At 73.5% G+C, this 23736-nt stretch carries 22 protein-coding genes; 6 read left to right on the forward strand and 16 right to left on the reverse strand.

The features are described 5' to 3' along the window. Positions 1–100 precede the first annotated feature (100 nt). A complete protein-coding gene (locus ACZ79I_RS06710; RefSeq protein ID WP_471495035.1) occupies positions 101–841 on the reverse strand; it encodes a VOC family protein in 741 nt (246 codons plus the stop codon). Between the two features lie 133 nt (positions 842–974). On the opposite strand from ACZ79I_RS06710, the gene ACZ79I_RS06715 reads away from it, so the two are divergent. Further along, the gene (locus tag ACZ79I_RS06715; protein ID WP_471495037.1) at positions 975–1847 is read left to right on the forward strand and encodes a universal stress protein; all 873 of its coding nucleotides are present in this window, start codon (positions 975–977) and stop codon (positions 1845–1847) included. On the opposite strand, the gene ACZ79I_RS06720 is transcribed toward ACZ79I_RS06715, so the two are convergent. Genes ACZ79I_RS06720 through ACZ79I_RS06730 form a run of 3 tightly spaced genes read right to left on the reverse strand, consistent with a single transcriptional unit; the run spans position 1816 to position 5944 of the window. Beyond that, a complete protein-coding gene (locus tag ACZ79I_RS06720; protein WP_471495039.1) occupies positions 1816–2265 on the reverse strand; it encodes a GtrA family protein in 450 nt (149 codons plus the stop codon). The genes ACZ79I_RS06715 and ACZ79I_RS06720 overlap by 32 nt on opposite strands. Continuing rightward, positions 2265–3242 carry a glycosyltransferase family 2 protein gene (locus tag ACZ79I_RS06725; protein WP_471495041.1) on the reverse strand — a complete coding sequence of 326 codons (978 nt, stop codon included), beginning with the start codon at positions 3240–3242 and terminating at the stop codon, positions 2265–2267. The genes ACZ79I_RS06720 and ACZ79I_RS06725 overlap by 1 nt, the downstream gene beginning before the upstream one ends. Positions 3243–3277: 35 nt before the next feature. Continuing rightward, positions 3278–5944, reverse strand: coding sequence for a YfhO family protein (locus ACZ79I_RS06730; protein ID WP_471495043.1), 2667 nt, complete (start codon positions 5942–5944; stop codon positions 3278–3280). Positions 5945–6341: 397 nt separating this feature from the next. Between ACZ79I_RS06730 and ACZ79I_RS06735 the strand changes: the two genes are divergently transcribed. After that, entirely contained in the window at positions 6342–6791 is a 450-nt protein-coding gene (locus ACZ79I_RS06735) for a DUF6314 family protein (protein ID WP_471495045.1), read from the forward strand. A 43-nt stretch (positions 6792–6834) separates the two neighbouring features. Here the strand turns inward: ACZ79I_RS06735 and ACZ79I_RS06740 are convergent, their stop codons facing one another. The 3 genes from ACZ79I_RS06740 to ACZ79I_RS06750 all read right to left on the reverse strand — a co-directional run bounded on the left by ACZ79I_RS06740 (position 6835) and on the right by ACZ79I_RS06750 (position 9481). After that, positions 6835–7422: a histidine phosphatase family protein gene (locus ACZ79I_RS06740; RefSeq protein ID WP_471495047.1), complete on the reverse strand. Its 588-nt coding sequence runs from the start codon at positions 7420–7422 to the stop codon at positions 6835–6837. A gap of 72 nt (positions 7423–7494) precedes the next feature. Next, positions 7495–7953 (reverse strand): GNAT family N-acetyltransferase, encoded by a 459-nt coding sequence (locus ACZ79I_RS06745; protein ID WP_471495049.1) that lies wholly within the window; start codon positions 7951–7953, stop codon positions 7495–7497. Between the two features lie 55 nt (positions 7954–8008). Next, complete coding sequence (locus ACZ79I_RS06750; protein ID WP_471495052.1) at positions 8009–9481, reverse strand: aminotransferase-like domain-containing protein; 1473 nt, start codon at positions 9479–9481, stop codon at positions 8009–8011. Here ACZ79I_RS06750 and ACZ79I_RS06755 point away from each other — a divergent pair. Together ACZ79I_RS06755 and ACZ79I_RS06760 are read left to right on the forward strand one after the other, a co-directional pair. Next, positions 9480–10403, forward strand: coding sequence for a DMT family transporter (locus tag ACZ79I_RS06755; RefSeq protein ID WP_471495054.1), 924 nt, complete (start codon positions 9480–9482; stop codon positions 10401–10403). The genes ACZ79I_RS06750 and ACZ79I_RS06755 overlap by 2 nt on opposite strands. Before the next feature lie 97 nt (positions 10404–10500). Further along, entirely contained in the window at positions 10501–10704 is a 204-nt protein-coding gene (locus ACZ79I_RS06760) for a DUF1918 domain-containing protein (protein WP_471495056.1), read from the forward strand. A 4-nt stretch (positions 10705–10708) separates the two neighbouring features. On the opposite strand, the gene ACZ79I_RS06765 is transcribed toward ACZ79I_RS06760, so the two are convergent. Next, complete coding sequence (locus ACZ79I_RS06765) at positions 10709–11929, reverse strand: glycoside hydrolase family 10-like protein (protein WP_471495058.1); 1221 nt, start codon at positions 11927–11929, stop codon at positions 10709–10711. Between the two features lie 221 nt (positions 11930–12150). On the opposite strand from ACZ79I_RS06765, the gene ACZ79I_RS06770 reads away from it, so the two are divergent. Together ACZ79I_RS06770 and ACZ79I_RS06775 are read left to right on the forward strand one after the other, a co-directional pair. Continuing rightward, positions 12151–13011 (forward strand): 3-hydroxybutyryl-CoA dehydrogenase, encoded by an 861-nt coding sequence (locus ACZ79I_RS06770; RefSeq protein WP_471495060.1) that lies wholly within the window; start codon positions 12151–12153, stop codon positions 13009–13011. 189 nt (positions 13012–13200) lie between these two features. Continuing rightward, positions 13201–13458 carry a hypothetical protein gene (locus ACZ79I_RS06775; RefSeq protein WP_471495062.1) on the forward strand — a complete coding sequence of 86 codons (258 nt, stop codon included), beginning with the start codon at positions 13201–13203 and terminating at the stop codon, positions 13456–13458. A gap of 25 nt (positions 13459–13483) precedes the next feature. On the opposite strand, the gene ACZ79I_RS06780 is transcribed toward ACZ79I_RS06775, so the two are convergent. From ACZ79I_RS06780 to rplT, 8 genes are all read right to left on the reverse strand, one after another. Next, a complete protein-coding gene (locus tag ACZ79I_RS06780; protein ID WP_471495064.1) occupies positions 13484–14029 on the reverse strand; it encodes an NUDIX hydrolase in 546 nt (181 codons plus the stop codon). A gap of 85 nt (positions 14030–14114) precedes the next feature. Beyond that, positions 14115–15455 carry a transcriptional regulator gene (locus tag ACZ79I_RS06785; RefSeq protein WP_471495066.1) on the reverse strand — a complete coding sequence of 447 codons (1341 nt, stop codon included), beginning with the start codon at positions 15453–15455 and terminating at the stop codon, positions 14115–14117. Positions 15456–15731: 276 nt separating this feature from the next. Then, the gene (locus ACZ79I_RS06790; protein ID WP_471495069.1) at positions 15732–16892 is read right to left on the reverse strand and encodes a PP2C family protein-serine/threonine phosphatase; all 1161 of its coding nucleotides are present in this window, start codon (positions 16890–16892) and stop codon (positions 15732–15734) included. A gap of 269 nt (positions 16893–17161) precedes the next feature. Further along, entirely contained in the window at positions 17162–19672 is a 2511-nt protein-coding gene (gene pheT / locus ACZ79I_RS06795; RefSeq protein ID WP_471495071.1) for a phenylalanine--tRNA ligase subunit beta, read from the reverse strand. Further along, positions 19672–20796 carry a phenylalanine--tRNA ligase subunit alpha gene (gene pheS / locus ACZ79I_RS06800; protein WP_471495073.1) on the reverse strand — a complete coding sequence of 375 codons (1125 nt, stop codon included), beginning with the start codon at positions 20794–20796 and terminating at the stop codon, positions 19672–19674. Before pheS ends, pheT begins: the two co-directional genes overlap by 1 nt. A 204-nt stretch (positions 20797–21000) precedes the next feature. Continuing rightward, on the reverse strand, positions 21001–22143 hold the full coding sequence (locus ACZ79I_RS06805; RefSeq protein WP_471495075.1) for a sensor histidine kinase: 1143 nt from the start codon (positions 22141–22143) through the stop codon (positions 21001–21003). Between the two features lie 91 nt (positions 22144–22234). After that, positions 22235–23095, reverse strand: coding sequence for a TrmH family RNA methyltransferase (locus ACZ79I_RS06810; protein WP_471495079.1), 861 nt, complete (start codon positions 23093–23095; stop codon positions 22235–22237). 178 nt (positions 23096–23273) lie between these two features. Further along, positions 23274–23657, reverse strand: coding sequence for a 50S ribosomal protein L20 (gene rplT / locus ACZ79I_RS06815; protein ID WP_004002577.1), 384 nt, complete (start codon positions 23655–23657; stop codon positions 23274–23276). Positions 23658–23736 lie beyond the last annotated feature (79 nt).

Below are 23736 nucleotides of genomic sequence, written 5' to 3' on the forward strand. Positions count from 1 at the left end.
CGCGGCGGCACCCGGCCACGGCGAGCACTCCCGGCGAGCACCTGTGTGTGCCGGATGCGCGTCCCCGGCGGTGAGGGCTTTGTCGCGCCGAGGCTCCGCGTCAGGACGGGGCGAGGACGCAGAACTCGTGGCCCTCCGGGTCGGCCAGGCACGTCCACGGGACGTCGCCCTGGCCGAGGTCGAGGCCGGTGGCGCCGAGGGACCGCAGCCGGGCCACCTCGGCCGCCATGTCGTCACCGGGGTACGGCAGCAGGTCGAGATGGACGCGGTCCGGCACGGCCTTCACGCCGGGCGTGCGCAGGAACTCGAGATACGGGCCGACACCTTTGGCGGAGCGCAACGACGCATGATCGTCGGTCACCTCGTGCAGGGTCCAGTCCATCGCCTCGTCCCAGAACCGGGCCATGGCCCGCGGATCCGCGCAGTCGACCACCACCGCGGCGATCGGCCCGGTGTCCCGGTACGTCTCCCGAGGCTCCAGCACGCAGAACTCGTTGCCCTCGGGGTCGGCGAGGACCGTCCACGGCACGTCGCCCTGGCCCACGTCGGCGGGCGTCGCGCCGAGAGCCCTCAGTCGCGCGACCAGCTCCCTCTGATGGGCCGCAGAGGCGGTGGCGAGATCGAGGTGCACACGGTTCTTCGCCGTCGTCCTGGGTTCCGGGACGGGAACGACGTCGATGCCGACGGCGACCGGGTCCGGCCAGACGAGGCCGCCGACGGGTCCGACGTAGGTGGTCACGCCGGGGCTGTGAGCACTCCAGCCGAGCGCCTCCGCCCAGAACCGGCCGACCGCCGCGGCATCAAGGGCCTTGATGTTCACCTGAACAGGTCGCAGTGCCATGCCGGCGATCCTAAGCACCCGCACTGACACCGGACCGCCGCACCACGACACTCACGCACCGTCGCACCCGGCGTCTCCCCGGCACGGAGGACGTGCGGGTGCGCCGCCGCGGGAACCGCCCGAGCATGGTGGTGTGCCAGCACGTACACCGATCGTGGTCGGCGTCGACCCCGACCCCGCCCAGCGCGGGGCTCTCGCCTGGGCCGCCGACGCGGCGGACCTGCGGCGCCTGCCGCTGCTGCTGGTCCTCGCGCAGAACCTGCCGACCCCCGGCGACCGGCCCTCGGGCGGACGGCCGTCCTGGGAGGAGTGGAACGAGGCGCTGCACGCCACGGGGGATCGGGCGCTGAGGGACGCGGTGGCCTTCGTCGAGTCGCGGTGTCCGCGGGTGCGGGTGTCCGGGCTGCTGGCCGAGGGCCATCCGGCGTGGGTCCTGCGGGAACAGTCGCGGCACGCCGCTCAGGTCGTGCTCGGTTCCTGGCACCTCAGTGCCCGCCGGGAGCTCTTCACCTCCGCCGCCGTGGCCCTGCCGGTCATCGCCCACTCGCCCTGCCCCGTCGTGGTCGTACCGGAGTCGGGGCACATCGTCCGGCAGCCGCCGTACGTCGTGGTCGGGGTCGACGGCAGCCCCCAGTCCGCCGCCGCCGTCGACGTCGCGATCGAGGAGGCCGCCCTGCGGGGCGCGTCCCTGCGGGCCCTGTGGGTGTGGCACGCGCCACGGCTCGGGGCCCCGGACGAGGGGGCCCTCCAGGAGTGCCGCCGGCTGCTGTCGGAGACGGTTTCCGGGCGCGCCGCCGGCCATCCCGAGGTGGACCTGCGGCAGGAGGTCCTGCCGGGCCACCCCGTGGAGGTCCTCGCCAAGGCGTCCGAAGACGCCCTGGGCGTGGTCGTGGGCACCCGCGGGCACGGCGGCTTCACCGGCATGCTGCTGGGCTCGGTCGGCCAGGGCCTGCTGCACCACGCACGCTGCCCGGTCATCGCCGTCCCACACGCTCACGAGCGGTAGACGGCACGCCGCCGGGGCCGCCCCCGCGGCGGGCCGGCGCGAGCATGATCGCGCGGGAGACGACGAAGGTCACCGGAACCGCCGCGGCGGAGGCGAGCAGAGGGGCGAGCCGGCTCCCGGCGTGCAGCACGCCGACGACCACGTACACGCCCGCGGTCGTGACCACGAAATTGGTGGCGGTCGTCAGCGGGAACAGCATGAATTTCCGCCAGGTCGGGCGTGTCCGGTAGGTGAACCGCGCATTGAGGAAAAAGGAACCGGTCATACTCACGGCGAACGCGAGAACGTGCGCGGGGAGATAAGGCAAACGCACGAGCAACAACAGGTAAAGCCCGTAATACGTCATGGTGTTGATGCCGCCGACCACGGCGAAGGTGATGATCTGCCGCGCCATCGGCCGCGCCTTTGCCGTGCGCATCAGGGAATCAGGTCCTTCCTGGCGCCGCGCGGCGCGCGGCCTTCCGTTCGTTCCGCGTTGGTGGCCTTCACCAGGAAGTGCGGCCGCCCCTTCACCTCGTAGTAGATGCGGCCGGTGTACTCCCCGATGACCCCCAGCATGACCATCTGCACTCCGGCGAGGGCGGTGACGGCCGTGATGATCGTGACATAGCCGGGTGTGTCCACGCCGTGGACCAGCGCGGCGGCCACGATCCACACCGTGTACAGCCCCGCGCACAGCAGCAGGCCCATGCCGAGGTACAGAGCCGCGCGCAGCGGCCTGTTGTTGAAGGAGAGCAGCCCGTCGAGCCCGTAGTTGAGCAGGCTCCGGAAGGTCCACGAGCTGCGGCCGTGCGCGCGCACGGCGTTCTCGTACTCGAAGGTGGCGCTGGGGAACCCGACCCACGCGAACAGGCCCTTGGAGAAGCGGTTGTACTCGGTGAGGGCCAGCACCGCGTCCACCACGCGCCGGGAGAGCAGACGGAAGTCACCGACGCCGTCCACGAGTTCCACGTCGACGAGACGGTTGACGAGCCGGTAGTAGAGGCGGGCGGTGAGGGTCCGGGTGAACCGGTCGCCGCTCCTGGTGCGCCGGGCGATGACCTGGTCGTGGCCCTGCCCGTGCAGACGGACCATGTGCCCGATCAGTTCCGGCGGGTGCTGCAGGTCCGCGTCCATGACGACGACGGCGTCTCCGGAGGCGTGCCGCAGACCGGCGAGCAGTGCCGCTTCCTTGCCGAAGTTGCGGCTGAAGGAGACGTACCGCACGCGCGCGTCGAGGCCGGCCAGGCGCTGGAGGGCGGCGAGGGTCCGGTCGCGGCTGCCGTCGTCCACGTACACGAACTCCATGTCGTGGCCGAGCGGCAGCAGGTCGTCCGCGACCTTCCGGACCTGGTCGTGGAACCGCCCGATGGCGTCTTCCTCGTTGTAGCAGGGCACGACGATCGAGATGAGCATGGTTGTTCCCCCGGGGCGCGGTCGGAGAGCGTCGGTCAGGCGCTCGCACGGTCGTGTGGTCGTGTGGTCGTACGCGGTGCGGGGCGGCCCGCACCGCGCCGCCGGCGGACGGCGGTGAAGGCGCCGAGCAGCACCAGGGCCAGTAGCGAGGCGGCCCCGACGGCGGTGCCCAGCCGCAGCCCGGGCGGGTGGAACGTGCAGGTGAGGCTGGTCGAGGAGCCGTCCAGCGGCACGGCGACCAGTCCGTGGTACTGCCCCGCGGGTACGGCGCGGGCGTCGCCCGTGGCGCAGCGCCAGCCGGAGATCCGGGGAACCGCGACGACGGCGGTCCCCGTGCTGCCGGGCGGGAGCACGGCCCGGACGGTGCCGTCGGAGACGGTCACCGCGGTGGCTCCGGTGGCCTTCAGCCGCCCGACGGCCGTGCGGAGCCGGGCGGTGTCCAGGCAGCCCACCGCCCCGTCCGGGACGAGGCCCGTGCGGTCGGGTGACAGCTCGATCCGCAGCCGGCCGGAGGCCGGCACCCTGCCGAGCCGCTGCATGGCGGCGATCTTGGTGACGGGGTGGTCGGACCTGAAACGGCCGACCGGGCCGCCGGGCTGGGCGCCGGCGAGCCCGGCGGTGCCCGAGAAGTGGGGCGCCCACAGGTACACCTCGCTGCCGGCCGGGCAGCGGGCCGTGATCGTGGGCTTCCGTGCGGCGGTCCCGGGGGGCGGCACGCCGAGGCGCAGGCCCGGCCGCTCGTCGTCGCCGCGGTCCGGCGGCCTGCCGGCGCTGGTGCGCACCGTGAGGCGGGGCACCGTGTAGACGCGGGCGCCCAGCAGCAGTTCCTGATTGCGGTACGGCGACGGCCCGAAGCCGAGGGCACCCGTGCGGGCGGGGGCCCCAGACGGCCGCACCGTGACCAGGGGCGGGACGTCCTGCCGGGACACGGTCACCCCGCTGCCGTCCTGCGGGAACCAGTTCTGATGAGGGTCCGGCGGGGAGTGCACCCGTGCTCCGACGGAGAAGATCGCGTCCGTGACGGCGTTGTCCAGGCTCTGCGGATTCCGGCCGCGCGAGGTCCAGCCGTCGCCCAGCGCGGTGAGCGTGCGGCTGAGGACGTCCGAGGTGAGGCTGCTGTAGTACTGGGCGCCCTGGCCGCCGACCAGCAGCGGATCGTTGCCGACGGTCTGCTCCCGGCCCGGCTCGGTGCGGTACCGGGGCCAGCCGCCGGCCCCGGCGATGGCCTCCGCCTGCCGCTGCTGCCGCGCTCCCCAGGGCGCGTAGTCGTCCATGTGTGCCAGCCGCAGCCGGGTGGCCACGGCGGACGTGGCGGCGGACTCGCCGAGCTGTGCGCCGATGAGCAGCACCACGGCGAACCCGGCCAGCGCGCCGCGGCGCCCGCTGCCCGTGGGACGCCCGCCGGGCGTGCGGCCGAGCAGGGCCAGCCCGCCCAGCGCGCCGGCGGCGGCGAGCAGCAGCACGGGCCAGGCGAAGGGGCGCACCAGCTCGCTGCGGCTCGCGACGGCGGCGACCAGCGCGAGCAGCCCGGCCGCCGCACTCAGCGCCCGTGGGCCGGGTACTCCGTGGGAGAGCGCGTGCCATGCGGCGATCACCAGCAGGGCGCACAGGACGAACGCCTGACGGTACGCGCTGCCCTGCGGTGCGGCGAAGGCGTGCCAGGCCAGATGGGTGGGCGCCCACTGCATCGACAGGGCCACCCCGGCCACCAGCAGCGTCCACCCCGCGCGCACCCGCGGGGGCACCGCCCGGTGGAACGGCAGGGCGAGGGCCAGCAGCAGGGCCGTGGTGCCCACGTACACGGCCGGCGTGCCGAAGCTGTACGTGGTGGGCAGCAGGCGGGCCAGCAGGTCCTCCGTCGCCACCGGGACGAAGTGCCTGACCCTGCCGGGGTAGGCGTGCCTGGTGCCGGCGTAGACCACGGCCACCAGCGGTGCGGCCAGGCCGACGCCGAGGGCTGCGGTCACGCCGGCCCGGCCGGCCACCGCGAGCGCCCGCCGGCGCGGGAGGCCTGCGAGCCACAGCCGCAGCAGCAGCACCAGGCCGGCGGCGAGCGTGGCCATGTACGCCGTGTAGAAGTTGGCGATCCAGGCGACCGCCACGACCAGCACCCCGGGGACCGGGCGCCGTCCGGCCAGTGTCCACTCGCCGACCAGGCACAGCAGCGGCAGGGCGACGAGGCCGTCGAGCCACATCGGGTTGTACGCCGCGTCCGCCACGCTCCAGCCGCACAGGGCGTAGGACGCGCCCAGCAGTCCCGCCGCCCACCAGCGCCCGGGGCGCAGGACGGGCAGCAGCCACGCCATGGCGGCGCCGGCGGACGCCGTCTTCAGCAGGGTGATCACATACACGGCGAGGTCGATCTCGTCCCGTGGGAACACCGCGACGAGCAGGGCGAACGGGCTGCCGAGGTAGGTACCGAGGTCGGGCAGGAAGCTGGAGCCGAACCCGGACTGCCAGTTGACGAGGAGACCGCCGTCGGCCCTTCCGTGCAGCAGGTCCCACAGGTGGGCGTGGAACGGCACGTACTGGTTGCCCAGGTCGTTGACGCTCCGGGTGCGGGGGCCGAAGGGGTAGCTGCGGGCCACGGCGTCGGCTGCGCAGAACGCGGCGGCGGTGAGCGCCGCCGCGAGCAGGGCGGCGGCGTGCCCCGGCCGGGGACGGGTCGCGGTTGTCACACCCGGTCCCCGGCCGGCCGGCATCGCACGTTCCCGTGAGCAATGCCACGTCCACGGCGGAAGCCGGTCGGTAAACCGGTCACGGGCAGGGTCGAATACGGCATTTCGGCGGGCCCCCAGAGAAATTGGGACGCAGGGCGTCTCGTCCGGGGGTCTCACTCCCCGCGGGTCGTCCATTCGCCGGCTTAGACAGGTATTGCTTCCCGATGGTTGTGTCACCCCCGGAAAGTGAGGAGGTGAATTCCGGAGATCCACGCAGGCACGGGAAAGGGGATCGAGCGCGGCCTGCTGCCGGTTGGGGCTGCGGCCCGCGCCGGCCGGGGCCGCCTCCGCCCGGTCCCGGGATCACGGCCCCGCTTCCCGCCCCACTGCGACGGACGTAGGGTCGATCGCGTCCGACGAGGCCGGGGAAGGGGTGGCGGTGGGCGGGTTCTGGCCGGTGGAGGATGTGCTGGCCCATCTGGCCGGGCGCTGGCACGCGGAGCGCACCATGCGGGACCTCGCGAGCGGCGAGGAGGGCCGCTTCAGCGGGACGACCGTGTTCACGCCGCTGGAGGACGGCAGTGACGGCCTTCTGCACCACGAGTCGGGGATCGCCGTCTGGCGGGGCACACCACGGCCCGCCGAGCGGACCCTGTGGTTCCTGCCCGGGGACTCCCCCGGCACCGCCCGGGTGCGGTTCGCCGACGGCCGTCCGTTCCACGACCTCGACCTCACCACCGGGCACCATGTCGCCGAGCATCCGTGCGCCGCGGACCTGTACCGGGGCGAGTTCACCGTGTACGACGCGGACCACTGGCGCACGGTGTGGCGGGTGGGCGGGCCCGCGAAGGACCTGGTTCTGACCACCGACTACACGCGCGAGCCGTGATGCCCGCGCCGGCCGCCCGGCCGCCCGGCCGCCCGGCCGCCCGTCAGACCAGCTGCTGGGAGACGGGCTCCAGACGCAGGTTCCAGCGCCCGCCCCGCCCCGCCAGCGAGATCGTCGACAGGGGGCGGACGTCGATGTTCCAGTACGACGAGGGCTGCGCCTTGAGTGCGTACACCAGGGCGGCCCGCACCACCGACGGTTCCGCCACGGCGACGATGCGGCTGCCGTCGTCGACGGGACGCGTGTCCAGCCAGCCGCCCACCCGCGAGATGAACGACACGAGCGACTCGCCGCCGTGCGGCGCGGAGCGGGGATCCGCGAGCCAGGCGTCCACCGCCGAGGGCTCCCGGGCCATCGCCTCGCCCAGCGTGAAACCGCGCCAGCGGCCCATGTCGCAGTCCCGCAGCGCCGGCTGCACCAGCGGCGCGTAGCCGAGCGCGTCACCGGTCGCCCGGCTCCGTGGCGTCGGGGAGCAGTAGCGCAGTTCGGCCGCCGCCAGCGGCACCAGCTCCCAGGCGGAACGTTGCACCTCGTCCCAGCCCGCCTGGTCCAGCGGCCGGTCGTCCTCGAAGCGCTCCGCGAGCAGCGAGGAGCCGCGCGCCGCGGCGACGAACGTGACCCGAAAATGCATGCCGCGATCGTGAGCCGCACAAGTGTGCTGGTCAAGAGGCTTACTCAGGAGTTACCAAGGGTGTCCGGGGTCTCACCCAGCGCCCCGGCCCGCCTGGTCGTACCGCAGCACCATCCAGTCGTCCGGCCGGTCGAGCGGCTCGAAACCGAGCTTCGCGTAGACGCCGTGCGCGTCGTGCGTGGCCAGCAGGATGCGCCGCAGCCCCAGGGGCGCGAGACGGTCGCGTACCGCGCCGACCAGTGCGGTGCCGATGCCCTTGCCGCGCACGGACCGGTCCACGTACACGTCGCAGAGCCAGGCGAACAGCTCCTCGTCGGTCACCACGCGCGCGTACGCCACCTGGTCGCCCGAAGCCGTCTCGTACACCCCGAAGTTGAGGGAGCGCCCGACCGCGCGTTCGTGCTTGTCGTGGGGACGGCCGAGCGCCCAGTACGCGTCGGTGGACAGCCAGTGGTGGGTGCGGTCGATGTCGACGCGGGCGGTGTCGGCGGAGAACTCATAGCCGTCGGGAAGGCGTGGTGCGGTGGTCATGGCGGGAGACTCCCAGGCCGGGACGGTGCTGTCGAACGCGTTTCCGACGGCCGCGTCAGGGCGCCGGCGATGGGCCGCCGGTGCCCCGACGGGGCCGGAGCACCTCGTCGCAGGCGGCCCGCAGGCGGCGTACGCCCTCCGCGATCTCCCCCTCCCCGGCGACGGCCGCGAAGCTCAGCCGCAGGTGCGCGGCGGGAGGTTCGGCGCTGAAATAGGGCCGGCCGGGGGTGACCGCCACACCCGCCCGCAGCGCGCCGGACACGAGGGCGGACTCATCGGTGCCGTCGGGCAGGCGCAGCCAGAGGTGATAACCGCCCGACGGGACGTGCGGGAGGGCGAGTTCGGGAAGCCGCAGCCGGAGGGCGGCGGTCATGGTGTCGCGGCGGTGCTTGAGCTCCGTGGAGAGGGCCCGCAGATGGCGGGGCCAGGCCGGCGAGCCGACCAGTTCGAGCGCGGCCTCCTGCAGGGGCCTCGCCACGAAGAAGGTGTCGACGATCTGGATGGCGCGCAGCCGCTCCAGGACCGGGCCCCGCGCGGCCAGGGCGCCGACCCGGAGACTGGGCGAGGTCGCCTTGGTGAGCGAGCAGACGTGCACGACGACGCCGTCGGGGTCCTCGGCGGCGAGCGGAGGCGGGAGCGGTCCGGCGTCCGCGTGCGCCAGCCGTCGTACGAAGTCGTCCTCGATCACGAACGCTCCGGCGTCGCGCGCGATGCGCAGCACCTCACGCCGCCGCCCGGCGGCGAGGACGGCGCCGGTGGGGTTCTGGAACAGCGGCTGGCACACGACGACACGGGCACCGCTCGCCCGGAACGCGTCGGCGAGCAGGCCCGGTTTCACGCCGTCCGCGTCGACCGGCACCGGTACGGGCCGCAGCCCGGCCGCGCGGGCGATCGCCAGCATGCCCGGATACGTGGGGGACTCGACCAGGACCGGGGCGCCCGGCGGTGCCAGCGCCCTGAGCGCGGTGGTCAGCGCGGACTGGCCGCCGGCCGCGATCAGCACCTCCGCGGCGGTGGTCGCGCCGCCGATGCCACGCGCGAACCACTCGCGCAGTTCGGGGATCCCGTCGACGGGCGGCCTCGCCCAGACCCCGGGCCGCCGCCCGGCGCGGGACAGCGCCTCGCCCATCGCGCGCTCGGGCTGGAGCGACGGGTGGAGATAGCCGCCGTTGAACTCGACGACGCCGGCCGGCGGGGCGGCCAGGGAGGCCAGCACGCCCGAGGCGTCGACGCTCCGCGGCACGGCGTCGGCCACGGCGTCCGCGCTCAGCGCGACCTCCTGCCAGGCGGTGTCCCCCACCGCGGGTGCCATCGCGCGCGGCTCGGCACGGAACGCCCCCGCCCCGGGCCTCGTGACCACCAGTCCCTCGGCGGCCAACCGCGCCAGCGCCCGCGACACCGTCACCGGACTCACCCGGAACCGCTCGACAAGTGCACGGCTGGACGGAAGCTTCTCACCCGGAGAGTAGCGATCGAGCTCCGTTCGCAGGCGGTTCGCCAACCCACCGACACTGCTACGCTCGTTCATGAGAGCAGAGAATAGCGCTACCGCACCGATGCCGATAGCGGTCACCGCGAGCGGGGACCCTCGGGGACGCGAGTACGGCATCGTCCAGGCCGCCCTCGGAGTCGTCGCCTTCTCCCTCACGTTTCCCGCCACCGCCTGGGGCCTGGAGGGCTTCGGCCCCTGGTCGCTCGTCGGGCTGCGCAGTGTGCTGGCCGCCGTCATCGCCGCCGCGTGGCTGCTGGCCCTCCGGGTGCCCGTGCCGGCGCGGCCGCACCGGGCGGGCCTCGCCGTCGTCGCGGCCGGGGTCGTGCTGGGGTTTCCGCTGCTGACCACCCTCGCCCTGCGGACCTCGACCACGGCGCACGCCGCCGTGGTCGTCGGTCTGCTGCCGCTCACCACGGCCGTCCTCTCGGCCCTGCGTACCGGCGCACGCCCCTCCCGCACGTTCTGGTTCGCCGCGCTCGCGGGCGCCGCCGCCGTCGTCGCGTTCACCGTGCGGCAGAGCGGCGGCGCACTGACCGGGGCGGACGCCTACCTGTTCGGCGCGCTGCTGGTGTGCGCCGCGGGCTACACCGAGGGCGGCCGGCTGGCCCGGGTCATGCCCGGCTGGCAGGTCGTGGGGTGGTCGCTGGTGCTGTGCCTGCCGCTCACGGTGCCCGGTGCGCTGCTGGCCCTGTCCCGCGAGCCGGTCCACCTCACGGCGCACGGCGTGGTGGGGCTGCTGTGGGTGGCGGCCGGGTCGCAGTTCTTCGGGCTCCTCGTCTGGTACCGGGGTATGGCGGCGATCGGAATCCCGAGGGCCAGCCAGTTGCAGCTGGCTCAGCCGCTGCTCACACTGGTGTGGTCGGTGCTGCTCCTCGGCGAGCACCTCACCCCGGCCGCGCCCCTGACGGCGGTGGCGGTCGTGGTCTGCATCGCGGTCACGCAGCGGGCGCGGGGCTGACCCGGGCGGGGCCGCGCGGAGCGGGTCACCGGCACCGTCGGCCGCGGTCCCGCGGCCCCTTACCGATACTCCCGCACGCGACGAGGAGGCCCGTCGGATGCGCGCAACTGTGGGCGACAAGCTGGTGCAGCACGGCAGGATCGTCGGGCAGCACGACAAGGTCGGCGAGATCGTCGAAGTGATGGGCAAGGAGGGCAACCCGCCGTACCGCGTCCGCTTCGAGGACGGGCACGAGGGTGTGTGCTCCCCGGGCCCCGACTCCGAGATCCGCCACAAGGACGTCGGCCGAAGGGTCCGCTGACCCCTCAGCGCGGGGACGCGGCCGGCTGCCGGTAGTGGTCGGCGACCACCCGCGCCATCGCGCCGACAGGGTCCGCGCCGACCTCCCGGGCGGCGAAGAAGACATGCCCGCGCACCTGCGGGTACCGCTGGGCGAGGGTGAGGTGCCGGGACAGTTCCGCCGGATCCTGCCAGGCGGCCGGCTGCTGCGGGTCACCGGCCTTGTACAGTGCCTCACCCACGTACAGCTGCACGGCCGTGCCCTGGGCGACCCCGGCCCACCAGGAGACGAGCTTCGCGTAGTCGGCCGCGGCGAAGCCGATGTTCCAGTAGATCTGCGGGCAGATGTAGTCCAGCCACCCGGACCTCACCCATGCCCTGGTGTCCGCGTACAGGTCGTCGTAGGTCTGCACCCCGGCCCGGGTGTCCGAGCCGCGGGCGTCGGTCGTGGCGTTGCGCCACACCCCGAACGGGCTGATGCCGAAGCGTGCGGTGGGCCGCACCTGCCGGACGCGGGCGGCGGTCTCCCGCACCAGCAGATCGATGTTGTTCCTTCGCCAGGCGGCGCGGCCGGGGAAGCCGCCCCCGTGGGCCGCGTACGCCGCGTCGTCGTCGAAGGACTGGCCGGCGACCGGGTACGGGTAGAAGTAGTCGTCGAAGTGGACGCCGTCGACCGGGTAGCGGCGTACGGCGTCGAGGACCGCTTCCTGCACAAAGGCGCGGACCTGCGGCACTCCGGGGTTGTAGTAGAGCTTGCCGCCGTAGGCCACGGCCCAGTCCGGGTGCGTGCGGGCGGGGTGCGAGGCGACCAGCCGCGCCGGGTCGGCGTGCAGGGCGATCCGGTAGGGGTTGAACCATGCGTGCAGCTCCAGGCCCCGCGCATGCGCCTCCTCGACGGCCGTGCCCAGCGGGTCCCAGCTGGGGTCCGCTCCCTGGGTGCCGGTGAGGTACTGGGACCAGGGTTCGTACGGCGAGGGCCACAGCGCGTCCGCGGAGGGGCGCACCTGGAAGAACACGGTGTTCAGCCGGCGCCGCACCGCCGTGTCGAGGTGGGCGCACAGCTCGGCGCGCTGCGCGGAGGCCGCCGCGCCGGGGTGGGAGGGCCAGTCGCGGTGGAGCACCGTCGCCAGCCACATCCCCCGCATCTCGCCTGCCGGGGCGCCCCGCGGCACGGCGGCGGCGTCGCCCGCCGCCACCAGGCCCGACAGCGCGGCCACCGCGAACGCCCGGCGTGACATCCGTCCCATGCCCTCATCCCCATACGCAGCGGATCCGTGCGGTCACGGATCGTCTCCCGGCAGAGCATGCCCGACCCGGACGATCGATCATCGCTCCTTTCGGAGTAACGTGCACGATCGGAGCAGGCACCGAACCACGGAGGGCCTGCCGGAGGACGTCCTGTGATCCGGGGAGCCCGGCATGATCCGCGGGGCGCCTCACCAGGCCCGAGATCAGCGAAAGGCACGATGTGACAGACATCGAACGCGTCGGAGTGGTCGGCTGCGGCCAGATGGGAGCGGGCATCGCCGAGGTGTGCGCCCGCGCCGGACTGGACGTGAAGGTCGCCGAGACCACCGGCGAGGCCCTGGAGATCGGCCGGACCCGTCTGTTCGGTTCCCTGTCCAAGGCGGCCGAGCGGGGGAAGATATCCGAGGAGGAGCGGGAGGCGACGCAGGCGCGCCTGACCTTCACCACCGACCTCGGCGAGTTCGCGGACCGCGATCTGGTGATCGAGGCGGTCGTCGAGAACGAGCAGGTGAAGACGGAGATCTTCCAGGTGCTCGACCAGGTGGTGACCCGCCCGGACGCCCTTCTCGCCTCCAACACCTCCTCGATCCCGCTGGTGAAGCTCGCGGTCGCCACCTCGCGGCCGGACCACGTCATCGGCATCCATTTCTTCAACCCGGCCCCGGTGCAGAAGCTCGTCGAGCTGATCCCCGCGCTCACCACCTCCGAGGGCACCGTCGGCCGGGCCCAGCTGTTCGCCGAGAAGGTCCTCGGCAAGCACGCCATCCGCGCCCAGGACCGCTCGGGGTTCGTGGTCAACGCGCTGCTCGTGCCCTATCTGCTGTCCGCCATCCGGATGTTCGAGTCGGGCATCGCCGGCCGCGAGGACATCGACAACGGCATGGAGATGGGCTGCGCCCATCCGATGGGCCCGCTGAGGCTCTCCGACCTGATCGGCCTGGACACCATCGTCTCGATCGCCGACTCGATGTACGAGGAGTACAAGGAGCCCCTGTACGCCGCTCCCCCGCTGCTGCAGCGCATGGTGGAGGCGGGCCGGCTCGGCCGGAAGACGGGCTCCGGCTTCTACACCTACGCCTGATGACGGGGCGTCGGTCCCTGTGAGGGACGGGCCCGGCACCGCCTCCGGTGCCGGGCCCGCGCCATTCACACGTCGTGTGCGGGCCGGACCCGCATATGCCTGCCGCACACTCTCCCCACGCGCCGACCAGGGGAGTTGACTCACCATGCGCATGCAAGGGATGTGACGACTACGGAAAGGAGCGGACTTGTGACCGCCGACCCCGAGCATCCCGTGGTCCATGGAGAAGTCGCAGAGTTACGCCGCCGCCTCGATGTGGCACACGCCCGCGTCGAGGGAGGGCTGGCCCTGCTCAGTCACCGCGCCGAGCAGACCGCCAAGGATCTCGACGAGCTGAGCCTGCGGGTCGTCGCGCTGGAACACACGCGCTGGCCGCTGCCCGCGGTCGCCGCCCTCACGGCCGTGGGCGCGCTCGTCGTGGCGATCTGGCAGGCTCTGGGCCGTTAGAGGCCCGCAGGCCGCGGACGGGGGATCAGGGCAAGGCGTCCTGCCCGAGCCTGAGATGGTGCAGGAGGAGCAGCGCCGCCGCCATGTTGGCGGCCGGGACCTCTCCGCGGGCGACCATGTCGGGGACGAGCTTGAGGGGAACCCATTCCCGGCGGTCCGACTCGAAGTCGTCCACGGGGTGTCCGACGTACTCGGCCTCGTCGGTCCAGTAGACGTGGTGCCTGGCGTCGGTGAGCCCGTTGGAGGGCTCGACGCTCATGAGATGGCGCAGGGGTCCCGGCCGCCAGCCGGTCTCCTCCTCGAGTTCCCGGGCCGCCGCCACGGCGATGTCCTCGCCGTCCTCGACGACGCCCGCCGCGAGTTCCCACCCCCAGCTGTCGGTGATGAAGCGGTGCCGCCACAGCAGCAGCACCTCGTTGGCCTCGTTGACGACGGTGGCCACGGCGACGGGCCGCAGCCGTATCAGGAAGTGGTCGAGGTGCCGGCCGTCCGGCAGCTCGACATCGGCGAGATTGACGCTGAACCAGCGGTTTGCATACACAGTTTGTTCGTTCAGTTTCGTCCACTGCACGGTTCTGCCACCTTCCGGGGAGTAAGTGGCAATATCGCAGCAGGAGCGTTCACTCAGCAGGCTCCGGCAGTGGACGGGGCGACGGCTACAGCGGCACGCGCAGCGCCCCGTCGATGAGTTCGGCCGCCTCGGCCGTTCCCGCGCAGCCACTGCGTGCGAGGTGCTCGCGTACCGCCCGCAGTCTGTCGCGCAGACGCATGGACTCCATTCCCCGCGCCCGCTCCGCCATCTCGACCGCGGTGGCCGCCGCCTTGTCGGCATGGCCCTGGCGCAGCTCGATCTGGCTGAGGATGGCGAGCCGGTGCACCCGCCCGCGGTCGTGCGCCGGCGTGTCGACGGCGGCCGCGGCGTGCTCCCCCGCCGCCACCAGGTCGCCGAGGCTGAGCAGCGCCTCCGCGACCTGGACGTTGACGAGACCGGGCTGGACATAGCCGGTCTCGTCCGGTTCACGGCCGCGCCGGATGCGTTCGGCGGCCGACTCGGCCCGCCCGATGCAGGCCAGCGCGCCGGCGGAGTCCCCGAGGTGCGCGTACGCCTTCGCCTGCATCGCGTACAGGTCGGAGGCGAGCGCCGGAGTGATGTCCCGGCCCGCGGCGCGCAGCGCGGCCTCGGCGAAGGCGACGGCCTGCCGGTACTCCTTCATGAACAGCGACTGGTTGACCAGCAGGGCTATCACATACGCGCCCAGTCCCCGGTCCCCGCTGGCCTTCGCCAGGCGCAGGGCCTGGTGGAAGTAGCGCTGGGCCAGGCCGTGGGCGTCCGAGTCGTACGCGCAGATGCCGGCGATCGCCACCAGACCGCCGGTGGCGCGGTGAAGTTGACGGCCCGTCGCGTCGGTGTAGCCGCCGCGCAGCAGCGGCGCCGTCTCGGCGTTGAGGAAGCCGACGATACGGCTGCGGGTCGCGATGCCGCCCGCCTTGCGGTACATCTGCTCGTAGTGGGCGCGGGCGGCGCGCAGCATCTCGATGTCGGCCGAGGTGACCCGGTGCCGGCCGCCGCGCGAGACGTCCACGTCCTCGGGCGGGTTCTCCCACTCCCACACGGGCATCACGGCGGGCGTGCCGGTGACGGCGGGGGCGCCCAGGATGTGGGGGCGCTGCTGCTCGTCGGAGCGCCACAGGGCGGTGGCCCGCTCGACGAAGCCGGACAGGGTCGAGCCGTGCGGGGTGACGGGCTCGCCGGGCACGCCGAGGCCGATGTCGTCGAGGGTCACCGGGCGGTGCAGCCGGGCCGCGAGCACCTCGCAGATCAGGTCGGGTACCTGGCCGCGCGGACGCTGGCCCTTCAACCACCGTGCCACGGCCGTGTGTTCGTAGCGGAGCGCGAGACCGCGCGCCCGCCCCGCCTGGTTGACGTGCGCCGCGAGTCCCGCGTGGGAGATCCCGGCCTCGTCGAGGATCGCGTCGAGCAGTGTGTTGGGCTGCATGTGGGTGCCCCCCGGTGGCTCGGTGCCGACAGCGTAGTGCGTCCGGGTTCACACGGGGTGTGAACGGAGTGCCCGAATCCGGCCGGTACGCGCGCTGTTGCGCAGAGTCTCCGGCCGCTTGACTGAAACACCTCGTAAGAGGCCGGCCGGGCCGCCGGCTCCCCCTCGTACAGTGCGGCGGCCCGCTGCAGCGTCGTCCGCCCCGCTGCCTGCCCGACACTCCGTGGCGGGGCGGACGACGCGTGGCGCTCCGCCGGGAGGGGGTGTTCCCCGCGCCTAGGCCGCAGGGCCGCGGTCCGCCGGGACGCCGGGGGCTTCCCTGGCTCCGAGGGAGGCGCGCCGGGCCAGGCGGTCGTTGCGGAGGACCAGGAGGGCCACATCGTCGGTGGGACGGCCGCCGGTGTGGCGCAGGAGCCCGGTGAAGACGGTCCGCAGCACGCTCTGGGGTACGACGACGTGACGGTCGCGGACGGCGTCGGCGAGCACCGCGGGCAGGGCGAAGAACCGGCCGCGGACGTCGCGCGCGTCCTCGGCCCCGTCGGTGTGCAGGAACAGCGCCCGCCCGGGCGGCAGCCGTCCGCAGTCCACGGCGCACAGGTCCTCGGGGAGCGGGAAGGGGCCCAGCGGAGGCAGCGGTTCGGCACGGGCCAGCGGCTCGACACGGCCCGGTGCGAGCAGATACGGCCATGGATGACCGCAGTTCAGGGCGCGCAGTTCCCCGTCGCGGCCGATCTCCAGGAGCAGCAGGGTCACGAAGTCCTCGGCGGCCGGGCTGTCCGGCTCCCGGCCGGCGGAGGGGTGTTCGGCCCGGGCCCGCTCGCGCAGGTGCCGGGCCAGCGCCCGCTCCAGCCGGTGCAGCACCCGGTCGAGTTCGGGCTCGTCGTGCACGGCCTCGCGGAAGCTGCCGAGGACGGCCGCGACGGTGGCGAGCGCCCCCAGGCCGTGACCGCGTACGTCGCCCATCACGACGCGGACACCGTGCTCGGTGGCGATGACCTCGTACAAGTCGCCGCCGACCGTCGCGCCGCGGTCCGCGCAGAGCCGGGCGGCGGCGACGTTCAGGCCGTCGATCCGCGGCGGCAGCGGACGCAGCAGCACGTTCTGGGCGGCGCCCGCGACCCTGCGGGCCTGCCTGAGCTCCCCCAGGAACACGCGCCGGATGTGGAGGAGCAGTCCGGTGCCCACCGCGAAGAACACGGCGCTGGTGGCGATCCGCGCGCCCAGCCCGTTCTGCTGGGCGAGGGGGCAGGCCAGCTTGTACGAGATCGCGGTCGCCCCCCACACGGCGGGCAGTCCGATCGCCAGCGCGCGCCGCAGGCGCCGGTGGTCCGTGCGGGGATGCCGCCCGATCCCGAGGGCGACGGCGGTCGTGAACCGCCCGCGGGGATGTGCTCGGGGCCGTGGCCTGCGGGGCGACCCAGCCTTGGTACGGATCATGCCGATCGGCCCCCCATGAGAGCCCTGACTGCGCAGAAGCGACCCGTGGAGCGCCACGTCCCCGCCCCTGGGCCGGTCCGATTCTGTCGACCGCGTGCCCCGGTCGGCCTTGATCAGCCGGACTTGCCACCCGAATGAGTGAGATCGCCGAGGGGAGGTCCGAGGGCATGCCCCACCCGGGCCCGGAGAACCGCGTGGCGCCGGCCACGGACGAACCCGCGGCCGGCGCCACGCCCGGCAGTTCCCTCCCGGCCCCGGGGCCGGGAGGTCTAGCTCCGCAGCACCGCCCCGGTGCGCTCGCCCGCCAGCGCGACGGCCGCGTCGCGGGCCGAGGACGCCTCGTCGACGGTCAGGGTCCGGTCGGGGGCGCGGAAGCGCAGGGCGTAGGCCAGCGACTTCTTGCCCTCGCCCAGTTGCTCGCCCTCGTAGACGTCGAACAGCCGGATGAACTCCAGCAGGTCGCCCGCGCCCTCACGCAGCGCGGCCTCGACGTCCGTGTGCGGCACACCCTTGTCGACGACCAGCGCCACGTCCTGGGTCGCGACCGGGAAGGCGGAGATCCGCGGGCTCTTGACCAGGCCGGCGCTCGCCTCCTCCAGCACGTCCAGGTCCAGCTCCATCGCGCAGGTGCGGGCGGGCAGACCCATGGTCTTCAGGACGCCGGGGTGCAGCTCGCCGGCGTACCCGATGACCCGCTCGCCGCCGTCCACCACCACGGCCAGCTCGGCGCAGCGGCCGGGGTGCCACGGTCCGTACTGGCCCTGGCGGACGATCAGGTCCGCGCCGGCCTCGCGGGCGACGATGCGCGCGGCCTCGACGGCGTCCGCCCAGTCGGCCGGGCGGCCCTTGCCCCACCAGCCGGCCTGCTCCCGGGCGCCCGCCAGCACGACGGCCACGTGCCGCGGCTGCTCGGGGAGCGCGGCCGTGAGCGAGGCGATCTCCTCGTCGGCCGGGCGGCGGTCGACGGTCAGGCGCTCGGCGACGCGCCGCTCCTCGCGCGGGTGGAAGACCAGCCCGGACTCGAACAGCGCCAGGTCGTGCGCGCCGCGGCCGGCGTTGCGGCGCAGCGCACCGAGCAGGCCCGGCAGCAGCATGGTCCGGAGCGCGGGCTCCTCGTCGGAGAGGGGGTTGACCAGCGTGACGACCGCGCGGTTCGGGTCGTCGGCGGCCAGGCCGAGCTGGTCGAAGACGTGCTCCCCGAGGAACGGGTAGTTCAGCGCCTCGACATAGCCGGCGCCGGCCAGCGCGCGGCCCACCCGGCGGTGCGCCCGCTGCCGGTCGGTCAGGCCGAGCCCGGCCGGGGGCCTGGGCAGCGTGGAGGGCAGGTTCTCGTACCCCTCCAGCCGGATGACCTCCTCGGCCAGGTCGTTCGGGTCGGTCAGGTCGGGCCGCCAGGACGGGACGGTGACGATCAGCTCGTCCTGCCCGTGGACGTCGCAGCCGACCTCCTGGAGCCTGCGCACGACCCTCTCGCGGCCGTAGGCGACGCCCGCGACCCGGTCCGGGTGGTCGGCCGGGATGGTGATGGTGCGCGGCTCGGACGGCGCGACCACCTCGGTGACCCCGGCGTCGGCGGTGCCGCCCGCGAGGAGCACCAGCAGATCGACCGTGCGCTGGGCCGCGGCGGCCGCGGCCAGCGGGTCGACGCCGCGCTCGAAGCGGCGGGACGCCTCGGAGGACAGCTTGTGGCGGCGGGCCGTGCGCGCGATCGAGATCGCGTCGAAGTGTGCCGCCTCGATCACGACGTCGGTGGTGGCACCGGCCTCGTGGTCGGTGTCGGCGATCTCGGTGTCGGCGCCGCCCATGACGCCCGCCAGGCCGATGGGGCCGCGGTCGTCGGTGATCACCAGGTCCTCGGTGTCCAGGGTGCGCGTGACGCCGTCGAGGGTGTCGAGCCTCTCCCCCGGCAGGGCCCGGCGCACACCGATCGCGCCCTGGAGGCGGGAGCGGTCGTAGGCGTGCAGGGGCTGGCCCAGCTCCAGCATCACGTAGTTGGTGATGTCGACGGCCAGCGAGATGGGGCGCATGCCCGCCTTCTGCAGCCGGCGCTGGAGCCAGATCGGGGAGCGCACCTCCGGGTCGAGGCCGGTGACCGTGCGGGCGGTGAAGCGGTCGCAGCCCAGCGGCTCGGAGACCGTGACCGGGTAGCCGTAGGCGTTCGGGGCCGGGACGTCGAGCAGCGCCGGGTCGCGCAGCGGCAGGCCGTAGGCGGTGGCGGCCTCACGGGCGATGCCGCGCAGCGAGAGGCAGTAGCCGCGGTCGGGGGTGACGGCGATGTCGAGCACCTCGTCGACCAGTTCGAGCAGCTCGATCGCGTCGGTGCCGACCTCGTGCTCCGGCGGCAGGACGATGATGCCCTTGGAGCCGTCGTCGCCCATGCCCAGCTCGTCGCTGGAGCAGATCATGCCGTGCGAGGTCCTGCCGTACGTCTTGCGCGCGGAGATCGCGAAGCCGCCGGGCAGCACCGCGCCCGGCAGGACCACGACGACCTTGTCGCCGACGGAGAAGTTGCGGGCACCGCAGACGATCTCCTGCGGCTGCCCCGTGCCCCCAGCCCGGCCGACGTCGACCGTGCAGAAGCGGATCGGCTTCTTGAAGCCCTCCAGCTCCTCGATGGACAGCACCTGGCCGACGACCAGCGGCCCCTTGAGGTCGGCGCCGAGCTGCTCGACGGTCTCGACCTCCAAGCCGACCGAAATGAGCTTGGCCTGGACGTCGCGCCCGGTCTCAGTCGCCGGCAGGTCGACGTACTCCCGCAGCCAAGAAAGCGGGACCCGCATCAGATCTCCATCCCGAACGGCCGGGTGAACCGGACGTCACCCTCGACCATGTCTCGCATGTCCTCGACGTTGTGGCGGAACATCAGCATCCGCTCGATGCCGAACCCGAAGGCGAATCCGCTGTACCTCTCCGGGTCGACGCCGCAGGCGACCAGCACCCGCGGGTTGACCATGCCGCAGCCGCCCAGCTCGATCCAGCCCTCGCTGGAGCAGGTGCGGCAGGGCCGGTCCGGGTTGCCGACGGACTCGCCCTTGCAGACGTAGCAGAGCATGTCCATCTCGGCGGACGGCTCGGTGAAGGGGAAGTAGTTCGGCCGCAGCCGGGTCTTCATCTCCGGCCCGAAGAGCGACTGGACCATGTGGTCCAGGGTGCCCTTGAGGTCGGCCATGGTCAGGCCCTCGTCGACGGCCAGCAGCTCGATCTGGTGGAAGACCGGGGTGTGCGTGGCGTCCAGCTCGTCCGTGCGGTACACGCGGCCGGGGCAGACGATGTAGACGGGCAGCTCGCGGTCGAGCAGGGCGCGGGCCTGGACGGGCGAGGTGTGGGTGCGCAGGATGACGCCGGACTCACCGTGGTCGCCCTTCGGGCCCTCGACGAAGAAGGTGTCCTGCATCTGCCGGGCCGGGTGGTCGGGGGTGAAGTTCAGGGCGTCGAAGTTGAACCACTCCGCCTCGACCTCGGGGCCCTCGGCGACCTCGTAGCCCATGGACACGAAGACGTCCGCGACCCGCTCCATCATCGTGGTCAGCGGGTGCCGGGCGCCGGCCGGTACCCGGTCGTAGGGCAGCGTGACGTCCACCGACTCCTCGACCAGCACGCGGGCGTCCCGCTCGGCCTCCAGCTCGGCCTGGCGGGCGGCGAGGCCCTTGTTCACCGCGCCGCGGGCCATACCGACGCGCTTGCCGGCGTCGGCCTTGGCATGCGGGGGCAGGGCGCCGATCTCCCGGTTGGCCAGGGCCAGCGGCGAGGCCGGGCCGGTGTGGGCGACCTTGGCCTCGTGGAGCGCGTCGAGGGAGTCCGCGGCGGCGAAGGCGGCGAGCGCCTCGTCCCGCATGCGCTCGATCTCTTCCGGTTTCAAGGCCTCGACCTCGACAGGGTCGTACGACTTATTGGGTGCCGACATCTCTTCCCGTGCTTCCGATTGGCTGGCTGAAGGTCCCCGTCACTGGTCCTGACACCGGTCCGGTGACAAATCGTCGCCGACTTCGGGACGCAAAGGTGCCAAAGGCCGAGTCTAACGGGGTGGGAGCGGCTACCGGACCGGGTGTCCACGAGCGGCCCGCCGGTGCTCCCGGGGATGCGGGGGAGCCCGTGGACCTGTGCGGCGCTACTGGAGATACGCCGGAGTGCCCACGGGCAGGGTAAATCGGAACTCGGCGCCGCCGCCGCGGGCGCGTCCGACCGTGATGGTGCCGCCGTGGGCCTCGACGATGCCCTTGACGATGTACAGCCCGAGGCCCGTGCCGCCACGCTTGCTGCCCCGCCAGAAGCGGGTGAAGACGCGGTTCATGGACTCCTCCGGGATGCCGGGGCCCTCGTCGCTCACCGTGACCGACGTGGCGGTGTTCTCTTCCTCTTCCCCTTCTCGCGGGGACACCGAGGGGGTGATGTCGATCGTGACGGTTCCCTCGCCGTGGCGCACGGCATTTTCCAGCAGGTTGCCGAGCACCTGGTCGATCTTGTCGGGGTCGGCCCAGAGGGGCGGCAGGGGCTGCTCGACACGCAGCAGGAAGCGGTCGGCGGGCTGGCCGGCGGCGACGTACGCCTGGATGTGCCGGCCCACCGCCGCGCCCATGTCGACGGGCTGGCGGCGCACCTCAAGCCGTCCGGAGTCGATGCGGGAGATGTCGAGCAGTTCGGCGATGAGCCGGGTGACCCGGTTCGCGTCGGCGTCGACGGTCTCCAGCATCAGCCGCTTCTGGTCGTCGGTGAAGCGTTCCCACTTGGCCAGCAGGGTGGCGGTGAAGCCCTTGACGGAGGTGAGGGGCGAGCGCAGCTCATGGGCCACGGTGGCGATCAGCTCGGCGTGGCTGCGTTCGGTGCGGCGCCGCGCCTCGGTGTCGCGGAGCGAGACGAGGACGCGGCGGACCGGGCCGGTGGGGTGCGTGCGGACGTACCGCGCCGAGACCAGGACCTCCCGCCCGCCGGGCAGCAGCAGGTTGCGCTCGGGCTGCCCCACCCGGATCGCCAGCCCGCCGTAGGGATCGGTCAGCTGCCACCAGCGCCTCCCGTCGAGGTCCTCTAAGGGCAGGACGTGCTCCAGGCGCCGGCCGAGGGCGTCGGTGGCGGAGACCGCGGTGATGCGGGCGGCCGCCTCGTTGAAACAGATCACCCGGCCGTGCTCGTCGGCGATCACGAGTCCGTCGGGGAGGTCGTCGGGGGCGATGCCCAGCGCGGCGAGATCATCGCACGGCGGCGCGGGCGCGCGGTGCGCGTCCCGTGCTCCCGGTGCTCTGCTCGTGCCGATCATCCCCGTACCCCATCTCTCCTCCGGCGTGGGGAAACCCCCTTGCTTCGAGCCTGGCCGAGGGCTCGGGGAGGCCCCCGGGCCCGCCACCCTACTAGCCGTGCGTGACGGAACGGCACCCTCCGCGGGCGCGCTGGGCGCGGGCGGAGGCGTAGAGACATACGGCGGCGGCGGTCGCCAGGTTCAGGCTCTCGGCCTTTCCGTGGAGGGGAACGCGTACGACGGCGTCGGCCAGGGCGCGCGTGTCCTCCGGGAGCCCCCACGCCTCGTTGCCGAACACCCAGGCGGTGGGGCCGCCCATGGTGCCCTTGTCGAGTTCGTCGTCGAGGTCGCGGTCCCCCGCGCCGTCGGCGGCGAGGACCCGCACGCCGGCGTCCTTGAGACCGGCCACGGCGCGCTCGACGGGGACGCCGACCGCGACGGGCAGGTGGAAGAGGGAGCCGACGGAGGCGCGGACGGCCTTGGGGTTGTAGAGGTCGACGGAGGCGTCGGTGAGGACGACCGCGTCGGCCCCGGCGGCGTCGGCGCAGCGCAGCACGGTCCCGGCGTTCCCGGGGTCGCGCACATGCGCGAGCACCGCGACCAGCCGTGGCCGCTGCGCGAGGATGTCGTCGAACGGGGTGTCGAGGAACCGGCAGATCCCGACGAGGCCCTGCGGGGTGACGGTGGTGGCGATGCCGGCCACGACGTCCTCGTCCGCGAGGTGCACACGGGCTCCGGTGTCGCGGGCCTCGTCCACGATGGCGGCGTAGCGCTCCGCGGCGTCCCGGGTGGCGAACAGCTCCACGAGGGTGGCCGTGCCGCCGGCCCGGTGCCCGGCGGCCTCCCGCACGGCCTGCGGCCCCTCCGCGAGGAACAGCCGCTCCTTGCCCCGGGCGTTCCGCCTGGCGAGCCGCCGCGCGGCGGTGACGCGGGGCGAGCGGGGGGAGATCGGCTCGGGGGCGGCAGGGGGCATGGGTGTCACCTTCGCAACGGGCGTGGGCTTGGTTCTCCGGTCCGCGCGGGGCCCGCGGCGTGCGCCCGCCGGGGGCCCGCCGTCCGCGGCCGCGCGGGCGCCACGGGAGCGGACACAGCAGGACCCGCAGGCGGCGTGTGCCTGCGGGTCCGTCTCGTGTGCGGCTGACGCCGGGGCGTCACGCCGCCTTCGGCGCGTTGACGTCCGACGGCAGCGCCTTCTGCGCGACCTCGACGAGCGCGGCGAACGCGCCCGCGTCGTTGACGGCCAGCTCCGCGAGGATCTTGCGGTCGACCTCGACGTTCGCGGCCTTCAGACCCTGGATGAAGCGGTTGTACGTGATGCCGTTGGCGCGGGCGGCGGCGTTGATGCGCTGGATCCACAGCTGACGGAAGTCGCCCTTGCGCTTCTTGCGGTCGTTGTAGTTGTAGACCAGCGAGTGGGTGACCTGCTCCTTGGCCTTGCGGTACAGGCGCGAACGCTGACCGCGGTAGCCGGAGGCCTGCTCGAGGATCGCCCGGCGCTTCTTGTGGGCGTTGACTGCCCGCTTGACGCGTGCCACTTGTTAACTCCTTGTAGCGGGGCTGCGGTTGGACCCACGCAGCCCGGAAACGAATGGGTCCCGGTCCTGACGTGCGGCG

Source organism: Streptomyces sp. PSU-S4-23 (assembly GCF_055632315.1).